The sequence below is a fragment of the Niabella pedocola genome, assembly GCF_021044425.1.
GTDB lineage: Bacteria > Bacteroidota > Bacteroidia > Chitinophagales > Chitinophagaceae > Niabella > Niabella pedocola.
Window position 1 is genome coordinate 2,758,858 of record NZ_JAJNEC010000005.1, and the last position, 23,478, is coordinate 2,782,335.

A 23,478-nucleotide genomic window follows, 5' to 3' on the forward strand; every position below is an offset into this window, starting at 1 on the left:
TAGGAATTAAACCTGTAATTTGTATCCTGTAACCTGTAATCCTCAGATCACCACTCTTCCCACGATCTCAATATAATCGTTAATGCCACCCTCGACTTCATGCAGGTAGATGTATTCATCTGCGGTATGACTGCGGGCAGAGTCGCCGGGACCCATTTTCAACCCCGGGAACGGCATCAGCGCTTTGTCGGAAGTGGTAGGCGAGCCGTACGTGGTTTTCCCCATGGCAATGCCGGCCTGTACAATGGGATGATCCAGTGAAATGGAGGTGGAGCGCAGGCGGGTAGACCGGGGCTTCACTTCACTGGAAACGTTCTGCCGGATGGCGTCCAGGATCTCTTCAAAGCTGTACAATTCATTCAACCGTACATCCACCACATATTTACAGGAGGAGGGTACTACGTTGTGCTGTTTGTTTTCGGTTTCAATAACAGTGCAGGTCATGCGGCTGTCGCCCAGCAGCTCCGATACTTTTTCAAAGCGGTATGAGTGAAACCATTCAATATCCTTAAGCGCTTTGATAATGGCATTTTCCCCTTCATTGCGGGCGGCATGCCCGGCTTTTCCCTGTGCGGTACAGTCCAGTACCATTAAGCCTCGTTCCGCCACTGCCATTTGCAGTTTGGTGGGCTCACCCACGATGGCAAAATTTATGGGCGGAAGAATATTTACAGCCGCTTCAATGCCGTTGTAACCGGAGATCTCTTCTTCGGCACTGGCCACCAGCATCACATTATATTTGAGGTTTTCTTTTTCGTAATAATAGATAAACGTTGCGATCAGCGATACCAGGCAGCCACCGGCATCATTACTGCCAAGCCCGAATAATTTTCCGTCTTTTTCAATCGCTTTAAACGGGTCAAGGGTGTATTTCGGGTTGGGCTTTACCGTATCGTGATGCGAATTCAGCAGCAATGTTGGCTTGGCATCATCAAAATATTTGTTTTTGGCAATGATGTTGTTCCCCAACCGTTTGGTGGGAACCTGGTACTTGTCCAGGTAGGCAATGATCAGCTCTGCGGTCTGGTCTTCTTCTTTGCTGAAACTGGGTGTTTCAATCAATTGTTTTAACAGCGCTACTGCTTCCTGGTAAAGTTGTTCCTGCATAAAATAGAATTATAGCCCTGGGGCCTGTTTAATAAATCAATGTTCCTTCGTTATCGTTTGTGGTATTTTTGATCAGATCGCGGGCATCACCGATCAGCACCTGGGCTACGCCTGCGTCAATGGCAGCAAAGGCATTGTCTATTTTGGGAAGAATGCCTTCGAACAGTTTCTTTTCTTCTTTGAGTTGCTGATAATACGTGCGATCCAGCTTGCGGATCACGGAGGCGTCATTGTCGACGTCTTCCAGTACCCCTTTCTTTTCAAAGCAATAGATCAGGCGTACATTGAAAAGCGCAGAAAGTGCAACGGCTAATGAAGATGCAATCGTATCGGCGTTTGTATTGAGTATATGCCCGTTGCCATCATGTGTAAGCGGGGCAAACACGGGGGTGATGCCGTTTTGGAGAAAAAAGTGAACCGTGGAATATTGGATACCTGTTGTTTCTATATCGCCCACCCATCCGTAATCGATCGTTTTTACCGGCCGTTTTTTTGCCGGGATAATATTGGCGTCCGCACCGGTAAGCCCGATGGCATTCGTGCCCAGCGCCTGTAGCTGTGCCACGATCTTTTTGTTTGCCAGTCCGCCGTATACCATGGTTACCAGGTCGATGGTCTCATCATCGGTGATCCGTCTTCCATCTACATATTTTGATTCAATGCCAAGCTGTGCCCCGATCTTTGTGGCGATCTTTCCGCCGCCATGTATCAGGATTTTGGCGGCCTGTATTTTGGAAAAGTCGGCCAGGAAGGTTTCCAGCGCTCCGGGATTGTCAATAATGTTCCCGCCTATTTTTATGATAAAGAGCGCATTTTGAATACCCTCGGTTGAACTATGGTCCTTTTCTTCTGTGCTCATTGCAATTTTTTTAACTCTTTTTCAATATGATGCTCCAGTTGTTCTTTATCCGGCAACCGGATCAGGTATTTTTGTATAAACAGGTTTTCGTCCATCCCGGCCGTGGCATATTTAACCAGCGCATGATCTTTTTCTGCAACCAGTAAAATACCAACCGGGGGGTTGTCGTCCTGTTCACAGATTTCCTGTTTAAAGTAATTCAGGTAGGTGTTTAACTGCCCGATATCTCCGTGTTCAAAAGCTCCGATTTTTAATTCAATAAGTACATGGCATTTGAGAACACGGTGGTAAAAAACGATATCGATAAAATAATAGGTGTCGCCTATTAAGATACGTTTTTGTCTTGCTTCAAAGCAAAAGCCATTGCCCAGTTCAATGATAAATTCCTGCAGGTTGTCGAGTAAAGCGATTTCCAGATCGGATTCTTCCACAACCGGCTTTACACTGATATTTAAAAATTCGAAAGCATAGATATTTTTGATGATATCAACAGGCGCCAGCGGTTTTGTTTTTTGCTGAACCAGTTGTGCCAGTTTTTCCGGGTGTCCGGATAAGCCGCTGCGCTCAAAATACAGGCTATTGATCTGCCGTTTTAATTCGCGTACGCTCCAGGTGCCTTTTATACATTCGATTTCATAAAAAGATCGTTTCAATAGATCCTCTATTTTGCTCAGCTCTATTAAATGCGAAAAAGATAAGCGGCTGATGATTTTTTCGGAAGGTACGGTTACCGGTATACCGGGAGGCTGATTGTTTTGTATCGCCGGCAATAGCGGTTGTAATTGGTCAGACACCGTCTGACCAATTGTAGTTTGTTGATTTTCAATTTGAAAAAATGATCTTAATTGGTCAGACACCGTCTGGCTTATTTGAGGGTATGCCAGGTAAAACTGCCGGAACAATTTAAGATTGGTTGCGGAAATACCATTGATTTTTACTGTTGCCGCAATTTTTTCAAGAAGCTGCTGCCCATATGTTGCCCGCTCGTATCCCTTTTGTTCAAACTCAACAATGTAATAACCAATCAGCCAGTTGCGCAGGGTCAGTGCCCGGTTTACAGCACCTGCAGCTTCTGCCTGTAACCGCTGATGCACCTGTTCAATGGCTGTTATCAATTGTTTGAAATCATTCATGCGGCAATCACATGTATTAGAACTTGTAGCAACTTTATCGTTTCAATGTCAGGAATTGAGTTGGCTCAACAACTCGCTTAATACTGCCTGGGCTGCCCATACACGGTTTCCGGCTTCCTGGGTTACAATGCTGTGCGAACTGTCCAGCACTTCATCGCTCAGCTCCACATTTCTCCGTACCGGCAGGCAATGCATCACTTTTGCGTTATTGGTAGCCGATAGCTTGTCCAGCGTCAGCATCCAGGAAGGATCGTTGTTGTAAATTTTAGCATAGTCGGTGTATGTGCTCCAGTTCTTCACATATACATAATCGGCATCCTTCAGCGCCTCGTTCTGGTCATGGAGGATCGTGGCATTCCCGGAGAACGCCGGGTCCAGTTCATAATCTTCCGGATGAGTGATCACAAAATCCACTTCGCCCCAGGCGTTCATCCACTGCGAAAAGCTATTGGCCACACATTGCGGCAATGGCTTTACATGTGGTGCCCAGGTAAGCACTACTTTCGGTTTCCGTTTTTCCTTGAATGTTTCTTTGATGGTGATCACATCCGTAAGGCTCTGCAACGGGTGCAGGGTGGCCGTTTCCAGGCTCAGCACCGGGATGCCGGAGTATTTGATGAACTGGTTTACATACAGCTCACTGTAATCATCCTCTTTGTTGGCCAGCGAGGGAAAGGTACGGATGGCCAGGATATCGAAATACTGTCCCATAATGGGTGCGGCATCTTTTACATGCTCCGAGGTGGAACCGCTCATGATGGCTTCATCCTCAAACTCCAGCTTCCAGCCTTCCGATCCTACGTTGAACACGATGGGCTCCATACCCAGATTCTGCGCGGCGATCTGTGTACTTAAACGGGTACGCATACTGGGGTTTAAAAACAGGCACCCGATCCGTTTTCCAGTACCAAGGGTTCTATCTTTAAACGGGTTGGCTTTATAATCCAGTGCTTTTGACACCAGCGCATTGATGTCGGTAACATCATGCGCGCTTATGAAGTTTTTTGCTTTTAAAAGAGACATTGTATGGTATCGGTTCTTAGTTGTCTTTATTGAATGATATAAAAGAGCAGTACTGCTTTCGTTATTCCATATCCCGTTCGTTCCGCAATGCTACAGCAACCAGGTCGTTTTGCTGGCGAAGGTTGGCTTCCGGCAGGTACTGACTGCTTCGGAAATGAGTGTCAACACCGGCGTTCCGGTTGTACCGACCGATGAACGATTGTAAGCATTTGCCGGGCATTACACCGTGGCATGCAGCGCCGCAATTTCCTCTTTGATGGCCTCCATAAATTCCTCGGCATCTTTTTTCTTTAATGCTAAAGAAGGCAGCAGCCGGATCACATTGGGTTTGGCCTCTCCGGTAAATATTTTATGATTGTTCAGCAGGTTTCTTTTCAGGGCACCCAGTTCTTCAGGAACGTCGAAGCCGATCATCAGTCCGCGGCCTCTTACATTTTTTATTTCCGGAAGTGCCGCCAGCTCTTCGCGCAGGTATTTACCCACCATTACCGCGTTGCCCATCAGTTTTTCTTCGCGGATCACTTCCAGCACGGCCAATGCGGCTGCACAGGCCAGGTGGTTTCCGCCAAATGTGGTACCCAGCTGAAAATGTTTGGGCTGAATATGTGGAGCAATGATGATACCCGCTACCGGAAAACCATTCCCCATACCCTTTGCCATCGTATAGATATCGGCATTTACACCTGCAAAATCATGGCTGAAAAATTTTCCGCTGCGTCCATAACCACACTGCACACTATCGGCGATATACAGGGCGCCGTATTTGGTACACAGTGCCCGGATCAGTTTTAAAAAGGATTCGCTTGCGATATTGATACCGCCAACGCCCTGGATCCCTTCAATGATCACGGAAGACACTTCCTTGCCGTGCTTGTCAAAATAGGCTTCCAGTGCCTCTTCATCATTAAAGGGGAGGAACACTACATTGTCGGTTTCATTTACAGGTGCTACAATATTCTTGTTATCGGTAGCGGCCACGGCCAGCGAGGTTCTTCCGTGAAATGCCTTATTAAAAGCAATGATCTTTTTGCGACCGTTATAGAACGATGCCAGTTTTAAAGCGTTTTCATTGGCTTCTGCGCCAGAGTTACAGAGGAAGAGCTGGTAGTCTTCCTTACCTGAAACCTCTCCGAGTTTCTTCGCCAGCTCCTGTTGCAACGGTATCCGGATGGAGTTGGAATAGAACGCGATCTTTTCCAGTTGCTCCTCAATTCGTTTTACCCAGTGCGGATGTGTGTGTCCGATACTGATAACAGCGTGTCCGCCATAAAGATCCAGGTACTGGTTGCCCTGGTCATCCCAAACATACGACCCTTTTGCTTTTACAATAGTAACATCGTTCAAAGGGTAAACATCAAATAAATTCATTATACCGTTGGTTTAAAAAAAATATGCCTGTAACCAGGCAATCGAGGCTATAAAAATAAGCAAAAATGTTCATAGTTCATGGTAAATGGTTCACCGGTCATAATCACTCCTGTTATTCATGAACCGTGCTCCATTCACCATGTACCATCGCTCTAATTCAGCATTCCGGGTTCCTTTACAATTTGGGCCCTGGGTTCTTCCTTGATCTTTGTCCATCCTCCCGCCACATTCCGGAGATTATGAAGCCCCTGCCTTTTCAAAACGGATGCTGCAATCACACTGCGCGTGCCTCCGCCGCAATGCAGATACAGGTTGTCCTTATCTTCAATGGCAGAAACGCGCAACGGATCATTGAGCTCGCCTAAGGGCAGGTTTACGGCGTCCTTTAAATGGCCTTCTGCATATTCGATGGGTTTCCGTACGTCCATAACAATCAGGTGTTCATCAAACGGAATGTCCATCATCAGCTCATCCGGCTCTACATCAATGATCATATCCAGGGGCTTGCCGGCGCTGGCATATGTGTTAAATCCTCCTTCGAGGCTTCCGGCAAGCTGATAGCCCAGTTGCCGGAGCCGTTCTGCCGCCGGTGCCGCCGCTCCATCTTCGGTTACGAGCAAAACCGGTGTTGCTTTATCCAGTACTGCGGTTACCCACTCATCAAACTGTTTTGCACCGAAGGGCACATGGATGCTTCCGGGGATAAAACCTACTTTAAATAATTCGGTAGGCCTTGTATCCAGGAGCACCGGGCCGTCTCCGGCGATCTGTAAAAAATCGTTCAACGCTAATGTCTTCATTGCTTCTCTGTTTAAACTGCCGCAAAGTTATGGGTAAAAAAAAGTACCGCTCTCATAAAAAGAGGGTACTTGGGAAGATCTTAAAAGGCCTTAAGAATTAACCAAGAAGATCGGACACAAAACGGTTTAAATCCTTCATACGATCGGTGTTTACCGTGTAGTAAATGAATTTTCCGTCGCGCTCTGTGTTTACAAATTCCGCCTTGCGGAGAATCGCAAGGTGTTGTGAGGCTACCGACTGCTCAATACGTAGTTTTACGTAAATCTCAGTAACGGTGATTTTGTCCTGGGTGTCGATCAGCTTCAGAATTTGCTGTCGTAATTTGTGGTTAAAGGCTCTCAGGATCAAGGCTGCTTTTTTTACATTGAGAGTATCAACAGTGATGTGGCTACTGTTTTCTTTTTTTAACGTAAAAGAAATCTGGTAATTGCTCATTGTTCTGTATAAATAGAGTTTATTTGAATGGCCAACAAAGTTATATATCCATTTAAATTATTTGATATTTGCTGGTATTAAAATCGTATATAAATTTCCTTAATTTAACTTTTGTTAAAATGTACCGCTTTTAAATAAAAAGGCTCAACGTATGAAAGATCGGCAAACTGATTTTCCCGATAGTGCTTAATCGTTAAAAATGGCATATCTGCTGCACTGTAACGGGTATTGCTAAAGACTGCGTTTGAATGTTTTATAGTGGCCTGCAATTTGTTCACCGCATTTCCGGTAAACAGTATCGGGTGATTTGCAAGCAAATCCTCGAAACTGTGTTCGTACACAATCAATGCCTCCGGGGGGCGCACGATTGTTAAATCTTTTTTGTATACGGCGGCATAAATTTCCATTCTCCGTGCGTCGATAGCCGGGCAAATAAGGGCGTCTTCCGGCATTTCTTTTACAGAATGGGCCATAATTTCCAGCGTACTTAGGCAAATAAGTGGTTTATGCAGGGCAAAACACAAACCTTTTGCTGTGGCCAAACCGATCCTTAACCCGGTATAAGAACCCGGGCCATTGCTTACGGCAACGGCATCTAAGTGATTCATTGATAATCCGTTTGATGCAAAAAGCTCCCGGATGGCATGACCGATCCAGGATGCATGGGCGGTGGTGGCGGCGTTTTCCGTATAGGCGATTATTTTTTCATTGTCAGATATGCAAACGGATGCATAATCCACCGCTGTGTCAATATTTAAAAACAATGCCATTTCACAAAAATAACACAAACAGCTTTTTGTGCATGCAATTCATTCAAACTATATTCGTTTTCAAATACGTTCTAATGGAAAAGAAAATTATTACCACCGACAAAGCTCCTGCTCCCATTGGCCCTTATAACCAGGCGGTACTGGCAGGTGATACCTTATATATTTCCGGTCAGGTATGCATTGATCCGCAAACAGGGGAACTGAATAATGGCAATCTTGAGGAGGAAACGCACCAATGCATGCGCAACCTGGCGGCGATCCTGGCGGCGGCGGAACTGGATTTTTCCCATGTGATCAAATCAACCATTTTTATTACGGATATGCATCGCTTTGCAGAAATCAACAGCGTTTATGGTCAATATTTTACAGCTGATTTCCCCGCCCGTGAAACCGTTCAGGTAGCGGCGCTTCCCAAATTTGTAAATGTAGAGATCAGCATGATTGCTGTGCGGTAGGTGCAGCATCAGCTTTCAGCCTTCAGCCTTCAGCAATCAGCAATCAGCGCCATTCCTTCAAAAAGCAGTGCTAAAAGCTGATTGCTGAAGCCTGGCTGCCCGTCATTTTACAAATTCGTGGTAGAAGCTCCCGATAACTGTTGTACCTTTGCATCCCAATTATTTTTGATATGGTTCGAAATCAGGAGGTGCTACAGGATGTAGTCATCAAGTTTGCAGGAGACAGTGGCGATGGTATGCAATTGACCGGAACGCAGTTTACCAATAATACAGCTTTATTAGGGAATGATCTTTCAACATTTCCCGATTTTCCCGCCGAGATACGGGCTCCGCAGGGTACCCTTCCCGGGGTGAGCGGCTACCAGCTTCGGTTTTCGTCGGACAGCATTTTTACGCCGGGTGATAATTACGACGTACTGGTGGCGATGAATGCCGCCGCATTAAAGGCCAATCTTGCTACCCTGAAAAAGGGCGGAAAGATCATTGTAAATACCGATGGGTTTGATTCAAAAAACCTGCGGCTGGCCAATTATCCGGATGGTGAGAACCCGATTGCGGATGACAGCCTGCAGAACTATGAGGTCATTAAGATGGATGTTACTAAAATGACCCGTGAGGCGCTGAAGGAATTTACCATGGGTACGAAGGAAAAAGACCGGGCCAAAAACATGTTTGTGCTGGGCTTTTTATATTGGATGTACGACCGGGATATGGAAAGCTCGGTTAATTTTTTGAGGGAAAAATTTGAAAAACGCCCGGAGATCCTGGACAGCAACATAAAAGTATTGCAGGCCGGGTATAACTACGGAGAGACCACGGAAGCGTTTACAACCACTTATAAGGTAGAAAAAGCACGCATGGAGCCCGGAACCTACCGCTCCATTATGGGAAACCAGGCGCTGGCCCTGGGCCTGATAGCAGCTTCGCAAAAAAGCGGCTTGCCCATGTTCCTGGGAACCTATCCCATTACACCCGCTTCGGATATCCTACATGAATTAAGCCGGCACAAGAATTTTGGCATCCGTACCTACCAGGCGGAGGACGAAATTGCCGCGATCAGTGCCGCCATCGGTGCTTCCTACGGCGGATCGCTGGGGGTTACCACCACATCCGGACCGGGAATGGCCTTAAAAACAGAAGCTATGGGACTGGCGGTGATGCTGGAGATCCCGCTGGTGATTATCGACGTACAGCGTGGCGGACCTTCTACGGGGCTGCCTACAAAAACTGAACAGTCGGACCTCCTGCAGGCTTATTACGGCCGCAACGGTGAGTGCCCGATGCCGGTGATCGCTGCCGCTTCCCCGGCGGATTGTTTTGATGCGGTGTATGAAGCGGTAAAGATCAGTGTGCAGCATATGGTACCCGTTATCCTTTTAAGCGATGGATATATTGCCAATGGTGCGGAGCCCTGGAAGTTTCCAACAGAAGATTCCCTGCATCCCATTCACGTAAAATTTAAAACAGAGCTGGGACATCATGAAGATAAATTCCAGCCGTATATCCGGGATGAAAACCTGGTGCGCCCCTGGGTAGTGCCTGGTGCAAAGGGCCTGGAACATCGCATCGGCGGAATCGAAAAACAGAATATTACCGGCAATATCAGCTATGATCCGGCCAATCACCAGCAGATGGTAAAGATCCGCCAGGAAAAGGTAGATAAGATCGCGGAATTTATTCCCGAGCAAAAAATAGATACCGGCAAGCCGGAAGGCGATGTGCTGGTGCTGGGATGGGGATCTACCTATGGCGTCATCAAATCGGCAGTACTGGAATTACAGGCGCGCGGAAAATCGGTGAGTCATGCACATCTCCGGCATTTAAGACCCTTCCCCAAAAACCTGGGTGAGCTGCTACGGCGTTTCAAAACCGTACTGATCCCCGAGATCAATAACGGTCAGCTGATAAAGATCATCCGCGATCAATACCTGATCGATGCGAAAGGATATCATAAGATCATGGGCGTTCCCATTACCAAACAGGAGTTGATCGAGGAGATTGAAAATTATTTTTAATAGATTTTTCCAATAAAGTAAAAGGCAGTTGTGGCAACGTGCACAGCTGCCTTTTGCATGGGTAACCAGTCCAAATGCATTCTGGACTCAGGGTAACCGCAGGGCGCGAAAGCGCAATTCTTTCAGGGGATTTCCGCCATCAATAAATAACCGTCCTTTTTTTGTTAGTGCTTTTGCAATGCTTGCTAGTGCCAGTGGCTCCAGTTGCGGGTGCCGGCCGTCCAGGGCGCCTACGCGAACCGCAAATGCCAGATCAAATAACGGAACGCCGGCCGGTAGTTCAAAGTCTTCGATAGCACTTTGCTGAAAGCCGAGAAGCCCGGCGGCTATTTCCTCCGTAGCGCTTTTCAGGGCTTGCTGGATGGCTTTGGCCGACCGGTCTACCCCAAGCACGTAACCATTGCCGATGCGTTTTGCAATGGCCCGGGCCGCAACGCCGGGTCCGCATCCGATTTCCAACACGCGGATGCCACTCCAAAGGGGAAGGGCATTTACAATGGCGGCCAGGCGGGGCGAAAGATCCATGGGATGATGTTTTTGGTAAAATTGTATCCGGAAACGTTTGGGAACGCCGATCCCGGAAGAAGCGGGTATTACCCGAAAATAGCGATTTAATACTAAAAACGCGGCAGATAGAGTATCTTTAGGAGGAAGCAAAAAACCCTAAAGCCGGCCTGCTTTTACCAAGGCCCGTTCAATCTAAAACCTCCGGAGATGGCCGCCTCTAAGAAATTAACGGTAACCGATTTCCTGCAAAGCCCCAGGGTGCAGGAGCAGCTGGCAACGCTGAGAGCCGCCTTTGGCACCAACGGGGAGCACCTGGTGATTTCGGATACGTTGGATGGAGATGGCCATCAATATGTAAATCTTGTTCAAAAAGGAGGCGGCGTATTGGGTGTGGCCCTGGTAGGATATACCTATGTTCTTGAGCAGATGGGCATCCGCTTTATGCGGCTTGCCGGAACCAGCGCGGGTGCCATCAATACCGCGTTGCTGGCCATTACCGGGAAGAAGGAATCGGAAAAATCAGCAAAGATCCTGGAAGCGATCACTGCACTGGATTTTTTTGATCTTGTTGACGGCCATCCGGCAGCCCGCTGGCTGATCAAAAACTTTATCACCAAAAGCAGCTTTTTAGTAAAAATAAAAAGATGGGCAAACGGGTTGGGGATCTTTTATTCCCTGTTGCTGGCCGTTACGTTTGTATGCCTTTGGTTATTGCCGCACAATGCACCGATGCGGCAATTTACGCAAACGCTGGTAGTGCTGTTGCTGGTCATAACGCTGTTGCTGGGCGTGCTGGCCTGGTATATCAGCCGCCTGTTAAAACGGCTGCGTTCCAGTGGTTACGGGATCAACCCGGGTGATTTCTTTTATGATTGGCTAAAGCAGCTGATGAAAGAAAACGGGGTTACAAACCTGGAAGACTTTCGTCTTAAGGCAGGCCAGCCGGTGGACGGGCTTCATTTGCGGCAGGAACATCGCGATGGTTTAACGGGTCTGGTCCCGGATGTAACGGTAATTGCATCAGAGCTGATCACCGAGAATAAGATCGAGTTTCCGAAAATGTGTAACCTGTTCCGGCCGCCCGACCGGTTGCATGAATTGCATCCCGCCGGACTGGTACGGGCTTCTATGGCCATTCCGCTGTTTTTTGAATCCTATTTTATTTATGGGATACCCCGAACCAACGAAGACGTAAAAAAAGCATGGCTGGATACATTTGGCGAAAAGGAACCACCTGGAGAAGCCCGTTTCGTAGACGGAGGTATTTTATCCAATTTTCCCATTAATATTTTTTACAATCCCACAGTTGTAGTGCCGCGGCTGCCGGTATTTGGGATTGACCTGGATGACAGCAGTCCGGGCGATACCGGGAAAAATACCGCGGCCTGGACCTTGAGCGGGTATTTTTTCAGGATCTTTAATACGGTACGGAATTATTACGACAAGGATTTTCAACTCAAGAATAAAGTCTACTCCCGTGGTATTGGCCGCATTGCATTACCGGATTTCAACTGGCTGAATTTTTTTATTACCGATAAGGAAAAGCTGGTGTTGTTTGAACGGGGGGCAGAAGCTGCAGCACGGTTTTTACTGAACTTTGACTGGGAGGCGTATAAACAGGAGCGAAGCGTGATGCAGGTAACGCTGGAAACCAGGAAGCAACAACAGCCATAGAGAAATGATTGGGTATTGAAGCGTTAAGTAACAAAACACGAAAAACGGATCGCTGACCGCTGACGACTTTCCTCAATGCTCAAAAAATCGTAATTTCAATACAAATTCTATTTTATGAGCGCCCCTGTTAACTGGCCTGTGGCCATCCAACCGCTTTTAAAAAAATACAAAGCCACCAAACATCCGCTCGACTATAAAAACACCTACCAGCTATTGGTAGTGGTGGTGCTTTCGGCACAGGATTCGGACCGGCATATCAACCAGATCGCGCCGGCATTCTTTCATGCTTTTCCTACTATGACGGCACTCTCAAAAGCTACGGAAGCCGCCATTGCAGGGCAGATCAGCGATGTGCGCAACTTTGGAAATAAAGCCAAATGGCTTTTGGAAATTGCACAATCCTTAAAAAAGGATGCTGCTATTCCACTAAACCTGGAGGCGCTTACGGAATTGAAAGGCATCGGCCGGAAATCGGCAAACGTAATTCTTCGTGAAAGCGGCAAACCACCGGAAGGGGTGATCGTAGATCTGCATGTGGTACGAGTTGCACCCCGTCTTGGAATAGCCACCGGCTCCGACCCAAAGAAAATAGAAAAGCAAATCATGGATGCACTCCCGCAAAAGGACTGGGACGCCGGTATGGCCATTTCTTTTTTGGGAAGGGAGATCTGCCGCCCTACAAATCCCAAATGCGAAACCTGCCTGATGAATAAAGTCTGCTTGTTTTACAACAGTCATTAAAACCATGGTAGTGCAAAGCGCCTGCCGGTGACCGGCAGCTTTCCTTAGCAGCGTACACCGTGTAAAAGCCGGTGCCATAGCGGAACAGGACCTGCCGTTTCGGAGCGGTCAAGATTTTAGAAAAACATCTGGTGCTATTTTAGGATCGCGGGTTGGGCTTTCGAGAACAGCTATCCGGCCTGCATGACACAGCAGGATGGTTCAACCCTTATTATCATTTATTTTTGAAAGGAACAATGCGGGTTATAGAAATTACCGGGACATCAAGGATCGTTGTGTTCCGGATATGGTTGCTGTTAAACGATTATTATGGATGGCCACAGGGATTGTGAAGAAAATTTTCCATAATTTTCATCGCTTATAGTCAGAGTTAATATTTTAAAGGGTTGGAAATTTCCTGGACAGGTATTGAAGTGGGGGACAAGGACGCGTATTCGCATGCGTACAGGAAGCTGTATGAGCGATTTTATAACTATGGTGTAAAATTAGTGGAAGACAGCGCACTGGTAGAAGACGTGATCCAGGAGATCTTGATGACGTTATGGGTAAACCGCGAGGGCCTGAGGGCGATAAAAAACCCGGATGGATATTACTACGTGCTTTTCAGGAGAGCATTGAGCAAGCGGGTTGCGGCGCTTGCTAAAACCAAAACCATCGACGGTGCGGAGTTCGATCCTGAATTTGCAGCAGATGTGATGATGATCCGGCAGGAAACGGATCAGGCCCTTAAGGAAAAACTGGCTGCAGCCATTCATACCCTTTCGGCCAGGCAGCAGGAAGCACTGTTCCTGCGTTTTTATGAAGGCTTCTCCTATGAAGAAACGGCAACGATCCTGGGTATCTCAGTAAAAGCAACCTATAAACTCATGGCAAGAAGCCTGCTCACTTTACGGGACAAGGTTTCGGTTCCCCTCGTTTACATTTTTTTCTTACTGAAGGAAAATTTTCATTAACAGATGGGGTAATTTTTTGTGTTTCTCACTCATTATGTATCTGAGGATGAAAAAAGCAGACAAATACAGGCAATATGTGCTCGGGGATTTTTTATGTGATGAATATTTCCAGGATTGGATACACCTGCCTGATGAAGAAAAGAATGCTTTTTGGGAGCAATGGCTGCAGGCCAACCCCGGTAAGCAGCAAGAGATCGGGTTAGCACGGGAGATCTTATTCAATATCGGTTTCAAGACAAGCCGTCCGGATCCGCTAAACGTAGAAGCTTCTTTGAACCGGGCACTGGCGGCTATTGAGGAATGTAAACAAAGGCCGGCAGGCCCGCGCGGTTTTTGGGTAGCTGCCAAACGCTGGAAGGCAGCAGCTGTCCTGATCCCCTTGCTGCTCATCAGCTCATTGATTTTTTGGCGACTGAAAACGCCGGGGCAGTATACGGTTAATACCGGGTATGGAAAAATTTCCCGCCTGGTTTTGCCAGACAGTTCGGTGGTGGTGCTCAATGCTAACTCCACCATTAAGTATGGAAAAAAGTGGGACAAGAATGCGCCGAGGGAGCTATGGTTAAACGGGGAGGCTTTTTTTGATGTAAAGCATCTGGATAATGATCATAATATCGAAAATTACGAACGGTTTATTGTTCATACCGTAAACACAACGGTGGAGGTATTGGGTACCTCGTTTGATATCCGAGAGAGAAGAGGGCGTACGGAGATCTCCTTACAAAAAGGTGCCATCCGGGTGTTCCTTTCAAAAACCGGAACGCAGCCGGTACTGATGAAGCCGGGGGATATACTACTGGTAGATTCGGTTAGTGTGATCCATCGCACTTCAAATATCGAACATGCGCTGAATGCCTCTTCCTGGAAGGAAAAAAAACTGGTCCTTTCCGATCCTACACTGTCGGAGATTTTTAAATACCTGGAGGATACATACGGTAAGTCGTTTATCCTGGAAGACCCGGAACTGGCCCGGAAGAAACTGAACGGCCCCATATTAATCGATTCTTTGGATGACGCGCTTTTTGTAATGTCAACTGCTTTAAATATATCATTCACTAACGAGGGTGATCAAATAAGAGTAAACTTCAAATAGTTTTTCACTTATAATAAATGTCCATATGTTAAAAAAACGCTTGTTGCTGATTGCATCCCTGTGCCTGCTGGGGTGTATGTACTACTGCCCGGCTGTAATGGCGCAGGCCGGAGGTAAACGGGTTTCCATTGAAGAAGCCTTAAACCAGGTAAAAAAAGCCTACGGTACACAGTTTGTGTACGATCCGGACCTGTTAAAAGGCAAAACCACTACTTATGCCCTGGATCAGGTAAAATCAAAACAGGTTGAAGAAGTATTAAAGGGCATCTTATACCCCAACAACCTGGTATTCCTGTATGTAAAAAAGAATTATTATACCATTGTTCCAAAAGAGCGGCTAGGTGAAATTTCCCTTGAAAAACAGTCCGTTCCCGAACGGGAAAAAGAGCGGGATGTGGCGCCCGTAACAGCGCTGAGGATGCTTTCGGGGATGGTACGGTCCGATGCGGGCAGCCCTGTTGGCGGAGCCAGTGTTACCGTCCGGAATACGGGGAAAGGAACGGCTACCGACTCAAAAGGGGCATTCACCATCGGTGTAAGCGGCCGGAATGATGTATTGACCATTTCAAATATCGGGTTCAAAACGCAGGAAATACCGGTTGGCAACCAGACTGCCGTAACCGTAACCTTGTCTTCAGAAACGGCGCAGCTGGATGAGGTGGTGGTGATCGGTTATGGTACAGCAAAACGTAAAGATTTTACGGGTGCCGTAACCTCCGTAAAAGTAGAAGACGGGCCGGTGGGTATGCTGCCCAATTCGAGCCCCCTGGATGTATTGAAAGGAAATGTTTCGGGTTTAAACATCGGTGTGGCCAATGCTGCAGGAAGCCAGCCGTCGATGCTGATAAGAGGGCAGAATTCGATAAATGGAGATAATAACCCGTTGATCGTACTGGACGGGGTTATTTTCCTGGGCAGCCTGAATGATATTAACCCCAATGATATCGCTTCCGTGGATGTGCTGAAGGATGCGGTTTCGGCTTCCGTATATGGATCGCGATCGGCGAACGGGGTCATTGCCATTACTACCAAAAAAGGCAAAAGAGGCAAACCTTCTATTAACCTGAATGCCTCTTATGGAGCACAGTTCTGGCAAAACAAGCCGGTAATGATGACGGGTGCCCAATGGATTCAATCGGTAAACGCCCGTAACAACTATACCACTGGAGCTACCAATTGGATGAAGACCGGGGAACTGGATAATTACAATAATGGCAGGGAAATCAACTGGCTGGATGCAATTACCCGTACCGGCACCTTTGAAAACTACCAGGCGGCTGTTTCAGGTGCATCAGACAATGTAAATTATTACCTGTCTTCTTCCTATAACAATAATAAAGGCATCGTTATAGGCGACCGGTACGACCGCATCTCTGTTTTAAGTAAGGTAAATGCCCGGGTTACCAGTTGGCTGGAACTGGGTCTGGACGGGGCTTACAACGTATTGGATTATTCGGGCATACCGGCAAATGTGCTCGCTGCCGAACAGATGTCGCCTTACGGCGTGATGTACCGGGATGATCAGGGTCACCTGGAGAGGTATCCCTATACCCAGTCCGCCGTAAACCCGTTATGGGGTGTGCAGGATGGTACCGCCGACAACCAGGACCGGCGACATAATTTCCGGTTAAATACCTATGCCGTGGTTTCGGTACCCTGGATAAAAGGATTAAGCTACCGGTTAAACTATGCTGCCAACCTGGATAAAAATGAATCCGGTGCGTTTTATTATGAAAATTATTATATAGCCGAAGGTGAAGGCATACAGCGATACAGCACCACGGCCGTTAACGCACTGCTTTCTAAAGCCAATGGCAACCTGCAGCATACAACCGACTTTAACTATGTTATTGACAATATCCTGAATTATAAAAACCGGTTTGGCCAGCATTCGGTTGACCTTACGGCGGTAGCCACCAGAGACTTTACAAGGAATGAAAGCGCCAACATCATTGGCTCCGACTTTTCAGCGAATGGCAACTCGTTACTGGGCATCTGGGGCCTGTCCAAAGCAACGGTGCAGCAAAACGCATTAAACGTAACGCAACGGGCGAATATCGGCTATCTCACCCGCCTCAACTATGAATATGCCAGTAAATATATGCTGAATGCCTCTTTCAGGAGAGACGGGGCATCGGTTTTTGGGTCGAATACAAAATGGGGTGATTTTGGTGCGGTAGGCCTGGCCTGGCGCATTTCGGGGGAGGAGTTTATGAAAAATGTGTCGCTGATCAATGACCTGAAATTTAAACTTTCCTGGGGGCAGAACGGAAACCAGGGCATCAGCCCTTATGGAACATTGGCCAAGGTGGTTAACGGTCTTTCCGGTGGTTACCGGTACGAATTTTCCAACACGGGCAGCAATATCCTGTATGGACTGGCTCAATCAACATTGGGTAATAATGACCTGGGCTGGGAAACTACAGCCGCCTGGAATCTCGGCATTGAAGCGGCCCTGCTGCAAAGAAGGATCCTTTTCGATCTGAACCTGTATACTTCCCGGACGACGGATCAGTTATTTGTACGGGAAATTCCCATCATGACCGGGTTTAAATCCATTAATGCATCCATGGGCGAAGTGGCCAATAAAGGACTGGAACTTTCAGTAACGTCTGTGAATATTCAACGAAGCGATTTTAACTGGGCTACAACCTTAAACTACTGGGTCAACCGGAACAAACTGGTGCGTCTTTATGGTACCGACCGCAACGGTGATGGAAAGGAGGATGATGATATTGCCAACGGCCTGTTTATCGGAAAATCACTTGGGGCCATTTATGGGTACGAACAGATCGGGATCGTTCAAACCGCCGACAAAGATTATATCGCACTGAACGGTGCCGCGGCCGGCGATCCCCGGTACAATGATATCGACGGCGTTCCCGGGATATCGGTAAACGACCGCAAAATCCTGGGCTACACCAAGGAAAATTTCAGGATGAGCATGAGCAATACGGTATCCTACAGGAACTTCGAATTATATGCCCTGGTTGCGGGTATCTTCGGAGGGAACGGCTTTTATCTCAACAGCAATACAGGCGCTTACCTGTCAAGGTCGAACCGGTTTAATGATAACTCCATATATGTTCCTTACTGGACACCGGAAAATGCCGGCAACGTTTATCCGTCAGCTACCTATTCTGCCGATTCAAGATTTTTGGGGTTACAGTCAAGAAGTTTTGTCCGGTTGCAGGATGTAGTGCTTTCATATACCTTCCGTCAACCCTGGATGCAACGCATGCATGTATCTAATTTGCGGTTATTCCTTTCAGGAAAAAATATGGCAACGTTCACCCGCTGGGATGGCGGCGATCCGGAATTGGGGAATACCGTAAAGGATAATGTTATTCCGGTGCCTGCAACCTATTCTTTTGGCTTCTCTGCAAGATTTTAAATTCATTTAAACTGATTACCATGAAACGGTTCTTACATATTTTAACAGGATTATTGATTTGTTTTTTATGGCAGGCCTGTAAGTCGGACAAGGATTTTCTCCGGGAGCAACCGGAGACCTTCTATACGGTGGATAATGCCTTTTCAACTTCCGCACAGGTAGATCAGGTGCTCATTGGTATTTACTCCAATATCAGGGAGGCCTGGACCAACCCCAATGAGCAGGCCTGGATGTTCATTTTTAAAGGCAACGGAACAGATGAGTTTGATGTGCCCAGCATCCGCAGAGGTGGTACTTTTAACAACTACGCCAACATCAATCCGGATAATGCCAATTTTTACAATATATACAGTTTTTGGTACGACCTGATCAGCAAAGCCAATCTGGCCATTTATGGAGCCAACCTGCCGCAGGTGAAATGGGGTACCGAAGATGAAAAAAAATATGCCCTGGCACAGGCACGCTTTTTCAGGGCATTTGCATACCGGAACCTGGGCGAAACATTTGGCGGGGTGCCAATCGTTACGGAGATTTCAACCATACCCAAATACGATTTTACCCGCTCTACCCGGATCGAAACCTACGATTTTGCGATTACGGAAATGGAAGCCGTATTAAATGATTTACCGGCTACAACGGTAGCCGGAGGACGCCTGGTAAAAGGTGCCGCCCAGCACAATCTATGTGAGCTTTACCTGGCAAAGGGCATTGAACTGGATGCCGCATCAAAGACGGCAGAGGCTAAAACGGCCTACGATAAATCCGTCCAGTACGGTAATGACGTTATAGACGGAGGCTTGTATACACTTATGCAAAGCAGGTTTGGCAAACGGGCGGGAGAACTAACCATCAGTATCCCGATATACAAAGGCGGCGTTGCCGGTGCAGCAAATATTATAGACACTATTCAGCAGGCAACCAATGTTTTCTGGGATTTATTCCAGGAAGGAAATGTGAATTACCAGGATGGCAATAAGGAATGCATCTGGGCGGCCCAGGTCGATTACGCGGCTTACCGTACAGCAGACGGAGAATCGAAGCTTCCGTATTCGCGCACTTACGGGCCCGTGTTCAGGGATGGGTCTTCCGGTAATATAACCGGAACCAATGAAGATGTTGGCGGTCGCGGCATTTCACAGATGATGCCCACATTTTATACAAGGGAGGAAATCTTCAGCACCAAGTGGAGTGATGATATGCGCAACAGCGATGCGGCATTCCGTCGCCGGTTTAAAAGCAATGTGGTTGCTTCGTCCTATTACAGGAAAGATGTTCCCTGGACGGTATTATACAACGGCAGTGCCGATAATACGACCAATATCAATAACCGGAGTCTTTGCTATCCCATTTCCTGCAAAATTGCTACCGATAAATATACAGGCATTGCCGATGGCGAGAATATGAGCAACCTTTTTCGCGATGAGTACATTATCCGGTTGCCCGAAACCATCCTGCTGCGGGCCGAGGCCAAACAGCGGAGCGGGGATAAAGCCGGCGCTGCCAGCGATATTAACCTGCTGCGGAACCGTGCGCAGTGCAGCTATAAGGTTACGGCCGCCGACATGGATGATCAGTTCAATTTAATTCTGGACGAACGGGCACGGGAGCTGATCTATGAAGAGTGCCGGTGGAATACTTTGTTGAGGATGGGTAAGACGATTGCCGTAGACCGGATAAAAAAATATGCCTACTGGCCGGAAGCGCAGGCTACACTGACGTTTAATTTCAACCTTTGGCCCATACCGCAAAAGGTGATTGAAACCAATAAGGATGCGGTAATTGCACAGAATCCTGACTGGATGAATAAATAAACCGCCAACAAGCCATTCTATAAAATATCTTTAGCAAATGAGACGCATTGTTTTCCTAAGTATTTGTTTAGTTGCCGGAACACCGTTCCTGAACGGTCAGGCCGGCGGTTATGATTTACACACCAGCAAAAATGTTCCGGTTGAGCAGATCAGAAAAGGGTTTGGGGCACCCCCTCCCGAATCAAAATTGCGTTGTTACTGGTGGTGGCTCAATAGCATGGCTACCAAAGCATCCATTACCCGGGACCTGGAAGAAATGAAAAAAAAGGGGTATGGCGGAGCCTCGCTGGTAGATGCCGGCAGCTCCAGCTATAATGAAGCACGGAAAACCGCGGCCGGTCCCGTTTTCATGAGTCCGCAATGGATGGAATTGTATAAGCATGCCGTAAAAGAGGCCGACCGGCTGGGGATTGAACTGAGTGTGAACATTCAAAGCGGCTGGAACCCCGGAGGGCCCTTTGTAACGCCGGAGTATGCCCTCAAAAAGTTAGTTACAGCAGATACCCTTGTCAGCGGAGGCAGAAAGCTTTCCCTGGCGCTGCCGCAGCCGCCCAAAACATTAATGTACCGGGATGTGCTGGTGCAGGCCATCCGCAAACCTTCTGGTAACGTGCTGTTAAAAGATGCGGCCATCTCCGACTGGTCGTTAAAAACATTTAACCGTTCCATGGGTGGGGCAGGCATTTATCCGTTGTATAAATTCCGGTCGGGCTTTGATACGGTTTCCGGAACAACGCCCCTGCAGCAACAGACCATTATTGATCTGACCAGCCGTTTTGACGGGAAGCAGCTGAACTGGGAGGCACCACCCGGCGAATGGATCATTATCCGCTATGGCTGGACCAACACCGGTGTGGTAACCTCCACTACCAGTGACGGATGGAATGGCTTATCGCTGGATCATATGAGCCCGGCGGCTTTCAATTTGTTTAACCGCTCGGTGATCACCCCCTTGATCCAAACGGCTAAGGCTGCCGGAAACAGTGTGCGCTACCTGCAAACCGATAGCTGGGAAATGGGTGTGATCAACTGGACACAGGATTTCCCTGCGGAGTTCCGCAGCCGCAGGGGATATGATATCCGCCGGTTTATGCCGGTGCTGGCAGGGTACCTGGTGGAAAGCCAGGACCAGACGAACCGGTTTTTATACGACTTCCGTAAAACGGTGGGCGATTGTATCCTGGACAATCACTACCGTTTATTTTATAATACGGCCCATCAAAACGGTATGGGCATGCATCCGGAATCCGGCGGCCCGCATTCCGCTCCCATCGATGCCCTGCAGGTAATGGGCATCAACGATTTCCCGCAGGGCGAGTTTTGGGCGATGTCGAATACCCACCGGGTTTCGGACGCGGCAAGGCTGATCGTAAAACAAAGTGCCAGTGTGGCACATACCAACGGAAAACGTTTTGTAGGTGCCGAAGGACCCACCAGTATCGGTCCCCAATGGGAGCGGTCGCCGAAAGATCTGAAAAGCAATATCGACCGTATCTTTTGCTCCGGTGTAAACCGCATCGTATGGCATACCTTCACCTCTTCGCCGCAGGAGTATGGCCTGCCGGGGAATGAATATTTTGCCGGAACGCATATGAACCCCAATGTGACCTGGTGGCAGGAGGCCGGTGCGTTTGTTGCTTATTTGAACCGGGCCAGCTACCTGTTGCAGCAGGGCGTGTTTGTGGCAGACGTATTGTATTATTATGGAGATGATGTGCCCAATTTTGTTTTTTTAAAAGAGGAATTTCCACAACTGCGATTTGGATATGATTGGGATAAATGTTCCCGTGATGTAGTACTGAAGCGGCTTTCGGCAAAGGATGGCCACCTGCAATTGCCCGACGGAATGCAATACCGGCTGTTGGTATTACCACCGGAGCGCTCCATCAGTCTGGATGTATTAAAAAAAGTAGAACAGCTTGTAAAAGAAGGCATCACCGTATATGCGCCCCGCCCGAAGACCGCCACGGGTTTAACCCAATATCCGCAAAGCGATCAGGAGCTGGAGCGTATTGCCGGCCGTTTATGGGGAAATATAGATGGCTCGTCTGTAACAGAGCACCAGTATGGTAAGGGGCGTGTTATTTGGGGAAGAGATATCAATGAAGTGCTGGCATCGATGAAAATCGTTCCGGACTTTAGTTTCACCGCAGCGGAACCGCAGGCTTCCTTCGATTATATTCACCGCCGTTTGGAGAATGCCGATATTTATTTTTTATCGAACCGGTTCGAGCACCGGCAGTTCAACGATTTTGAATACCGGTACCTCCCGGTGGTACCGGACCGTTATGAACAGATCGAGGCCCGCTTTCGTGTTACCGGAAAGATACCGCAGTTATGGGATCCCCGCACCGGCGTGGTAACGGATATTGTGGTGTACCGGCAGGAACAGGACCACATCGTTATTCCGCTTCATTTTGAACCGGGGGGATCAAAATTTATTGTTTTTAAAAAACCGGATGTTCCGGACGTGCATATTACGGCTATCACGCAGAACGGGCAGGCTATTTTCCCGGGCAATACCAGCATAGCAAAGGCGCAGGTGCCGGTGCAGATCAGCCGGAGCGGGCAGCAGGTAACCGCCGCTGTTTATGATGAAGGGCGCTATACCTTTACCTGGTCTAACGGAAAAACTACGACCCTGCAACCTCAAAAAGGAAGTAAGGAGTATCTGCTTGGTAAACCCTGGAAGCTGCAGTTTGACCCGGCCTGGGGGCCGGCAGCTCCACTGATACTGGATACACTAAAATCCTGGACGGACTTGGAAGACCCCAACGCAAAATTTTATTCGGGCAGGGGAACGTATACTACAACAGCCGCGTTGCCTGCTGGTGCGCTCAAAAACAACCGCATCTTTATCGACCTCGGCAATGTACAGGATCTTGCTACCATTACCGTAAACGGAAAATTGCTGGAAACCACCTGGTGTTTCCCGTACCGGGCCGATATTACCGGGCTGGTTAAAGAAGGCAATAACGAAATCCGCATCGCTGTTGTTAACCTTTGGGCCAACCGGCTCATCGGCGACAGCAAACTGCCCGAAGCGGAACGGAAGACCCGTACCAACGTGGTAAAATTTGAAAAAGAGGGTTCCGAAAAACTGCTGCGGGTTTCCGGTTTATTAGGACCGGTAAAAATCATCGCCGTGCCGGAGCACCGGCTGCCACAGCCTTGATAGCCGGCAAGGAAGCATTTGATTAAAACGGGCATCAGGGAAAACAATCCTGGTGCCCGTTTGCTGTTGCAGGAGTGCTGCCGCCTTCAGCAGAGGGCTGCGGCTTGGGATTGCCGGTTTTGCCTGTAGCCTGAAGATACAGCTGGAAAAGAATCCCCTCAAAC

General features: G+C 48.0%; 18 protein-coding genes. 9 read left to right on the forward strand and 9 right to left on the reverse strand.

Annotated elements, in window-relative coordinates:
* Positions 1-42: 42 nt before the first annotated feature.
* From LQ567_RS18875 to tsaB, 8 genes are all read right to left on the reverse strand, one after another.
* On the reverse strand, positions 43-1,107 hold the full coding sequence (locus LQ567_RS18875; protein ID WP_231007204.1) for a M20 family metallo-hydrolase: 1,065 nt from the start codon (positions 1,105-1,107) through the stop codon (positions 43-45).
* A 28-nt stretch (positions 1,108-1,135) separates the two neighbouring features.
* On the reverse strand, positions 1,136-1,966 hold the full coding sequence (gene argB / locus LQ567_RS18880) for an acetylglutamate kinase (protein ID WP_231007205.1): 831 nt from the start codon (positions 1,964-1,966) through the stop codon (positions 1,136-1,138).
* Positions 1,963-3,099 (reverse strand): PDDEXK nuclease domain-containing protein, encoded by a 1,137-nt coding sequence (locus LQ567_RS18885; RefSeq protein ID WP_231007206.1) that lies wholly within the window; start codon positions 3,097-3,099, stop codon positions 1,963-1,965. Before LQ567_RS18885 ends, argB begins: the two co-directional genes overlap by 4 nt.
* A gap of 48 nt (positions 3,100-3,147) precedes the next feature.
* Positions 3,148-4,122, reverse strand: coding sequence for a Rossmann-fold NAD(P)-binding domain-containing protein (locus tag LQ567_RS18890; RefSeq protein WP_231007207.1), 975 nt, complete (start codon positions 4,120-4,122; stop codon positions 3,148-3,150).
* Positions 4,123-4,341: 219 nt separating this feature from the next.
* Positions 4,342-5,490 carry an aspartate aminotransferase family protein gene (locus tag LQ567_RS18895; protein WP_231007208.1) on the reverse strand — a complete coding sequence of 383 codons (1,149 nt, stop codon included), beginning with the start codon at positions 5,488-5,490 and terminating at the stop codon, positions 4,342-4,344.
* Positions 5,491-5,642: 152 nt separating this feature from the next.
* Positions 5,643-6,290: a rhodanese-like domain-containing protein gene (locus LQ567_RS18900; protein ID WP_231007209.1), complete on the reverse strand. Its 648-nt coding sequence runs from the start codon at positions 6,288-6,290 to the stop codon at positions 5,643-5,645.
* Positions 6,291-6,387: 97 nt separating this feature from the next.
* Complete coding sequence (locus LQ567_RS18905) at positions 6,388-6,726, reverse strand: ArsR/SmtB family transcription factor (RefSeq protein ID WP_223708787.1); 339 nt, start codon at positions 6,724-6,726, stop codon at positions 6,388-6,390.
* A 104-nt stretch (positions 6,727-6,830) separates the two neighbouring features.
* Positions 6,831-7,496 (reverse strand): tRNA (adenosine(37)-N6)-threonylcarbamoyltransferase complex dimerization subunit type 1 TsaB, encoded by a 666-nt coding sequence (gene tsaB / locus LQ567_RS18910; protein WP_231007210.1) that lies wholly within the window; start codon positions 7,494-7,496, stop codon positions 6,831-6,833.
* A gap of 74 nt (positions 7,497-7,570) precedes the next feature.
* Between tsaB and LQ567_RS18915 the strand changes: the two genes are divergently transcribed.
* Positions 7,571-7,951, forward strand: a complete 381-nt coding sequence (locus LQ567_RS18915) for a RidA family protein (protein WP_231007211.1) — start codon at positions 7,571-7,573, stop codon at positions 7,949-7,951.
* 170 nt (positions 7,952-8,121) lie between these two features.
* A complete protein-coding gene (locus LQ567_RS18920; protein WP_231007212.1) occupies positions 8,122-9,966 on the forward strand; it encodes a 2-oxoacid:acceptor oxidoreductase subunit alpha in 1,845 nt (614 codons plus the stop codon).
* A gap of 87 nt (positions 9,967-10,053) precedes the next feature.
* Here the strand turns inward: LQ567_RS18920 and LQ567_RS18925 are convergent, their stop codons facing one another.
* On the reverse strand, positions 10,054-10,491 hold the full coding sequence (locus LQ567_RS18925) for a class I SAM-dependent methyltransferase (RefSeq protein WP_231007213.1): 438 nt from the start codon (positions 10,489-10,491) through the stop codon (positions 10,054-10,056).
* A gap of 189 nt (positions 10,492-10,680) precedes the next feature.
* Between LQ567_RS18925 and LQ567_RS18930 the strand changes: the two genes are divergently transcribed.
* The 7 genes from LQ567_RS18930 (at position 10,681) to LQ567_RS18960 (ending at position 23,314) form a co-directional block, all read left to right on the forward strand.
* Positions 10,681-12,147, forward strand: a complete 1,467-nt coding sequence (locus LQ567_RS18930; RefSeq protein ID WP_231007214.1) for a patatin-like phospholipase family protein — start codon at positions 10,681-10,683, stop codon at positions 12,145-12,147.
* Between the two features lie 114 nt (positions 12,148-12,261).
* A complete protein-coding gene (locus LQ567_RS18935; RefSeq protein WP_231007215.1) occupies positions 12,262-12,888 on the forward strand; it encodes an endonuclease III domain-containing protein in 627 nt (208 codons plus the stop codon).
* A gap of 386 nt (positions 12,889-13,274) precedes the next feature.
* Complete coding sequence (locus tag LQ567_RS18940) at positions 13,275-13,841, forward strand: RNA polymerase sigma factor (protein WP_231007216.1); 567 nt, start codon at positions 13,275-13,277, stop codon at positions 13,839-13,841.
* A 46-nt stretch (positions 13,842-13,887) separates the two neighbouring features.
* On the forward strand, positions 13,888-14,934 hold the full coding sequence (locus LQ567_RS18945; RefSeq protein WP_231007217.1) for a FecR family protein: 1,047 nt from the start codon (positions 13,888-13,890) through the stop codon (positions 14,932-14,934).
* A 25-nt stretch (positions 14,935-14,959) separates the two neighbouring features.
* Positions 14,960-18,328, forward strand: a complete 3,369-nt coding sequence (locus LQ567_RS18950) for a SusC/RagA family TonB-linked outer membrane protein (protein ID WP_231007218.1) — start codon at positions 14,960-14,962, stop codon at positions 18,326-18,328.
* A 20-nt stretch (positions 18,329-18,348) separates the two neighbouring features.
* Positions 18,349-20,139 (forward strand): RagB/SusD family nutrient uptake outer membrane protein, encoded by a 1,791-nt coding sequence (locus tag LQ567_RS18955; protein WP_231007219.1) that lies wholly within the window; start codon positions 18,349-18,351, stop codon positions 20,137-20,139.
* Between the two features lie 37 nt (positions 20,140-20,176).
* Entirely contained in the window at positions 20,177-23,314 is a 3,138-nt protein-coding gene (locus LQ567_RS18960; protein WP_231007220.1) for a glycosyl hydrolase, read from the forward strand.
* The last annotated feature ends 164 nt before the right edge of the window (positions 23,315-23,478 follow it).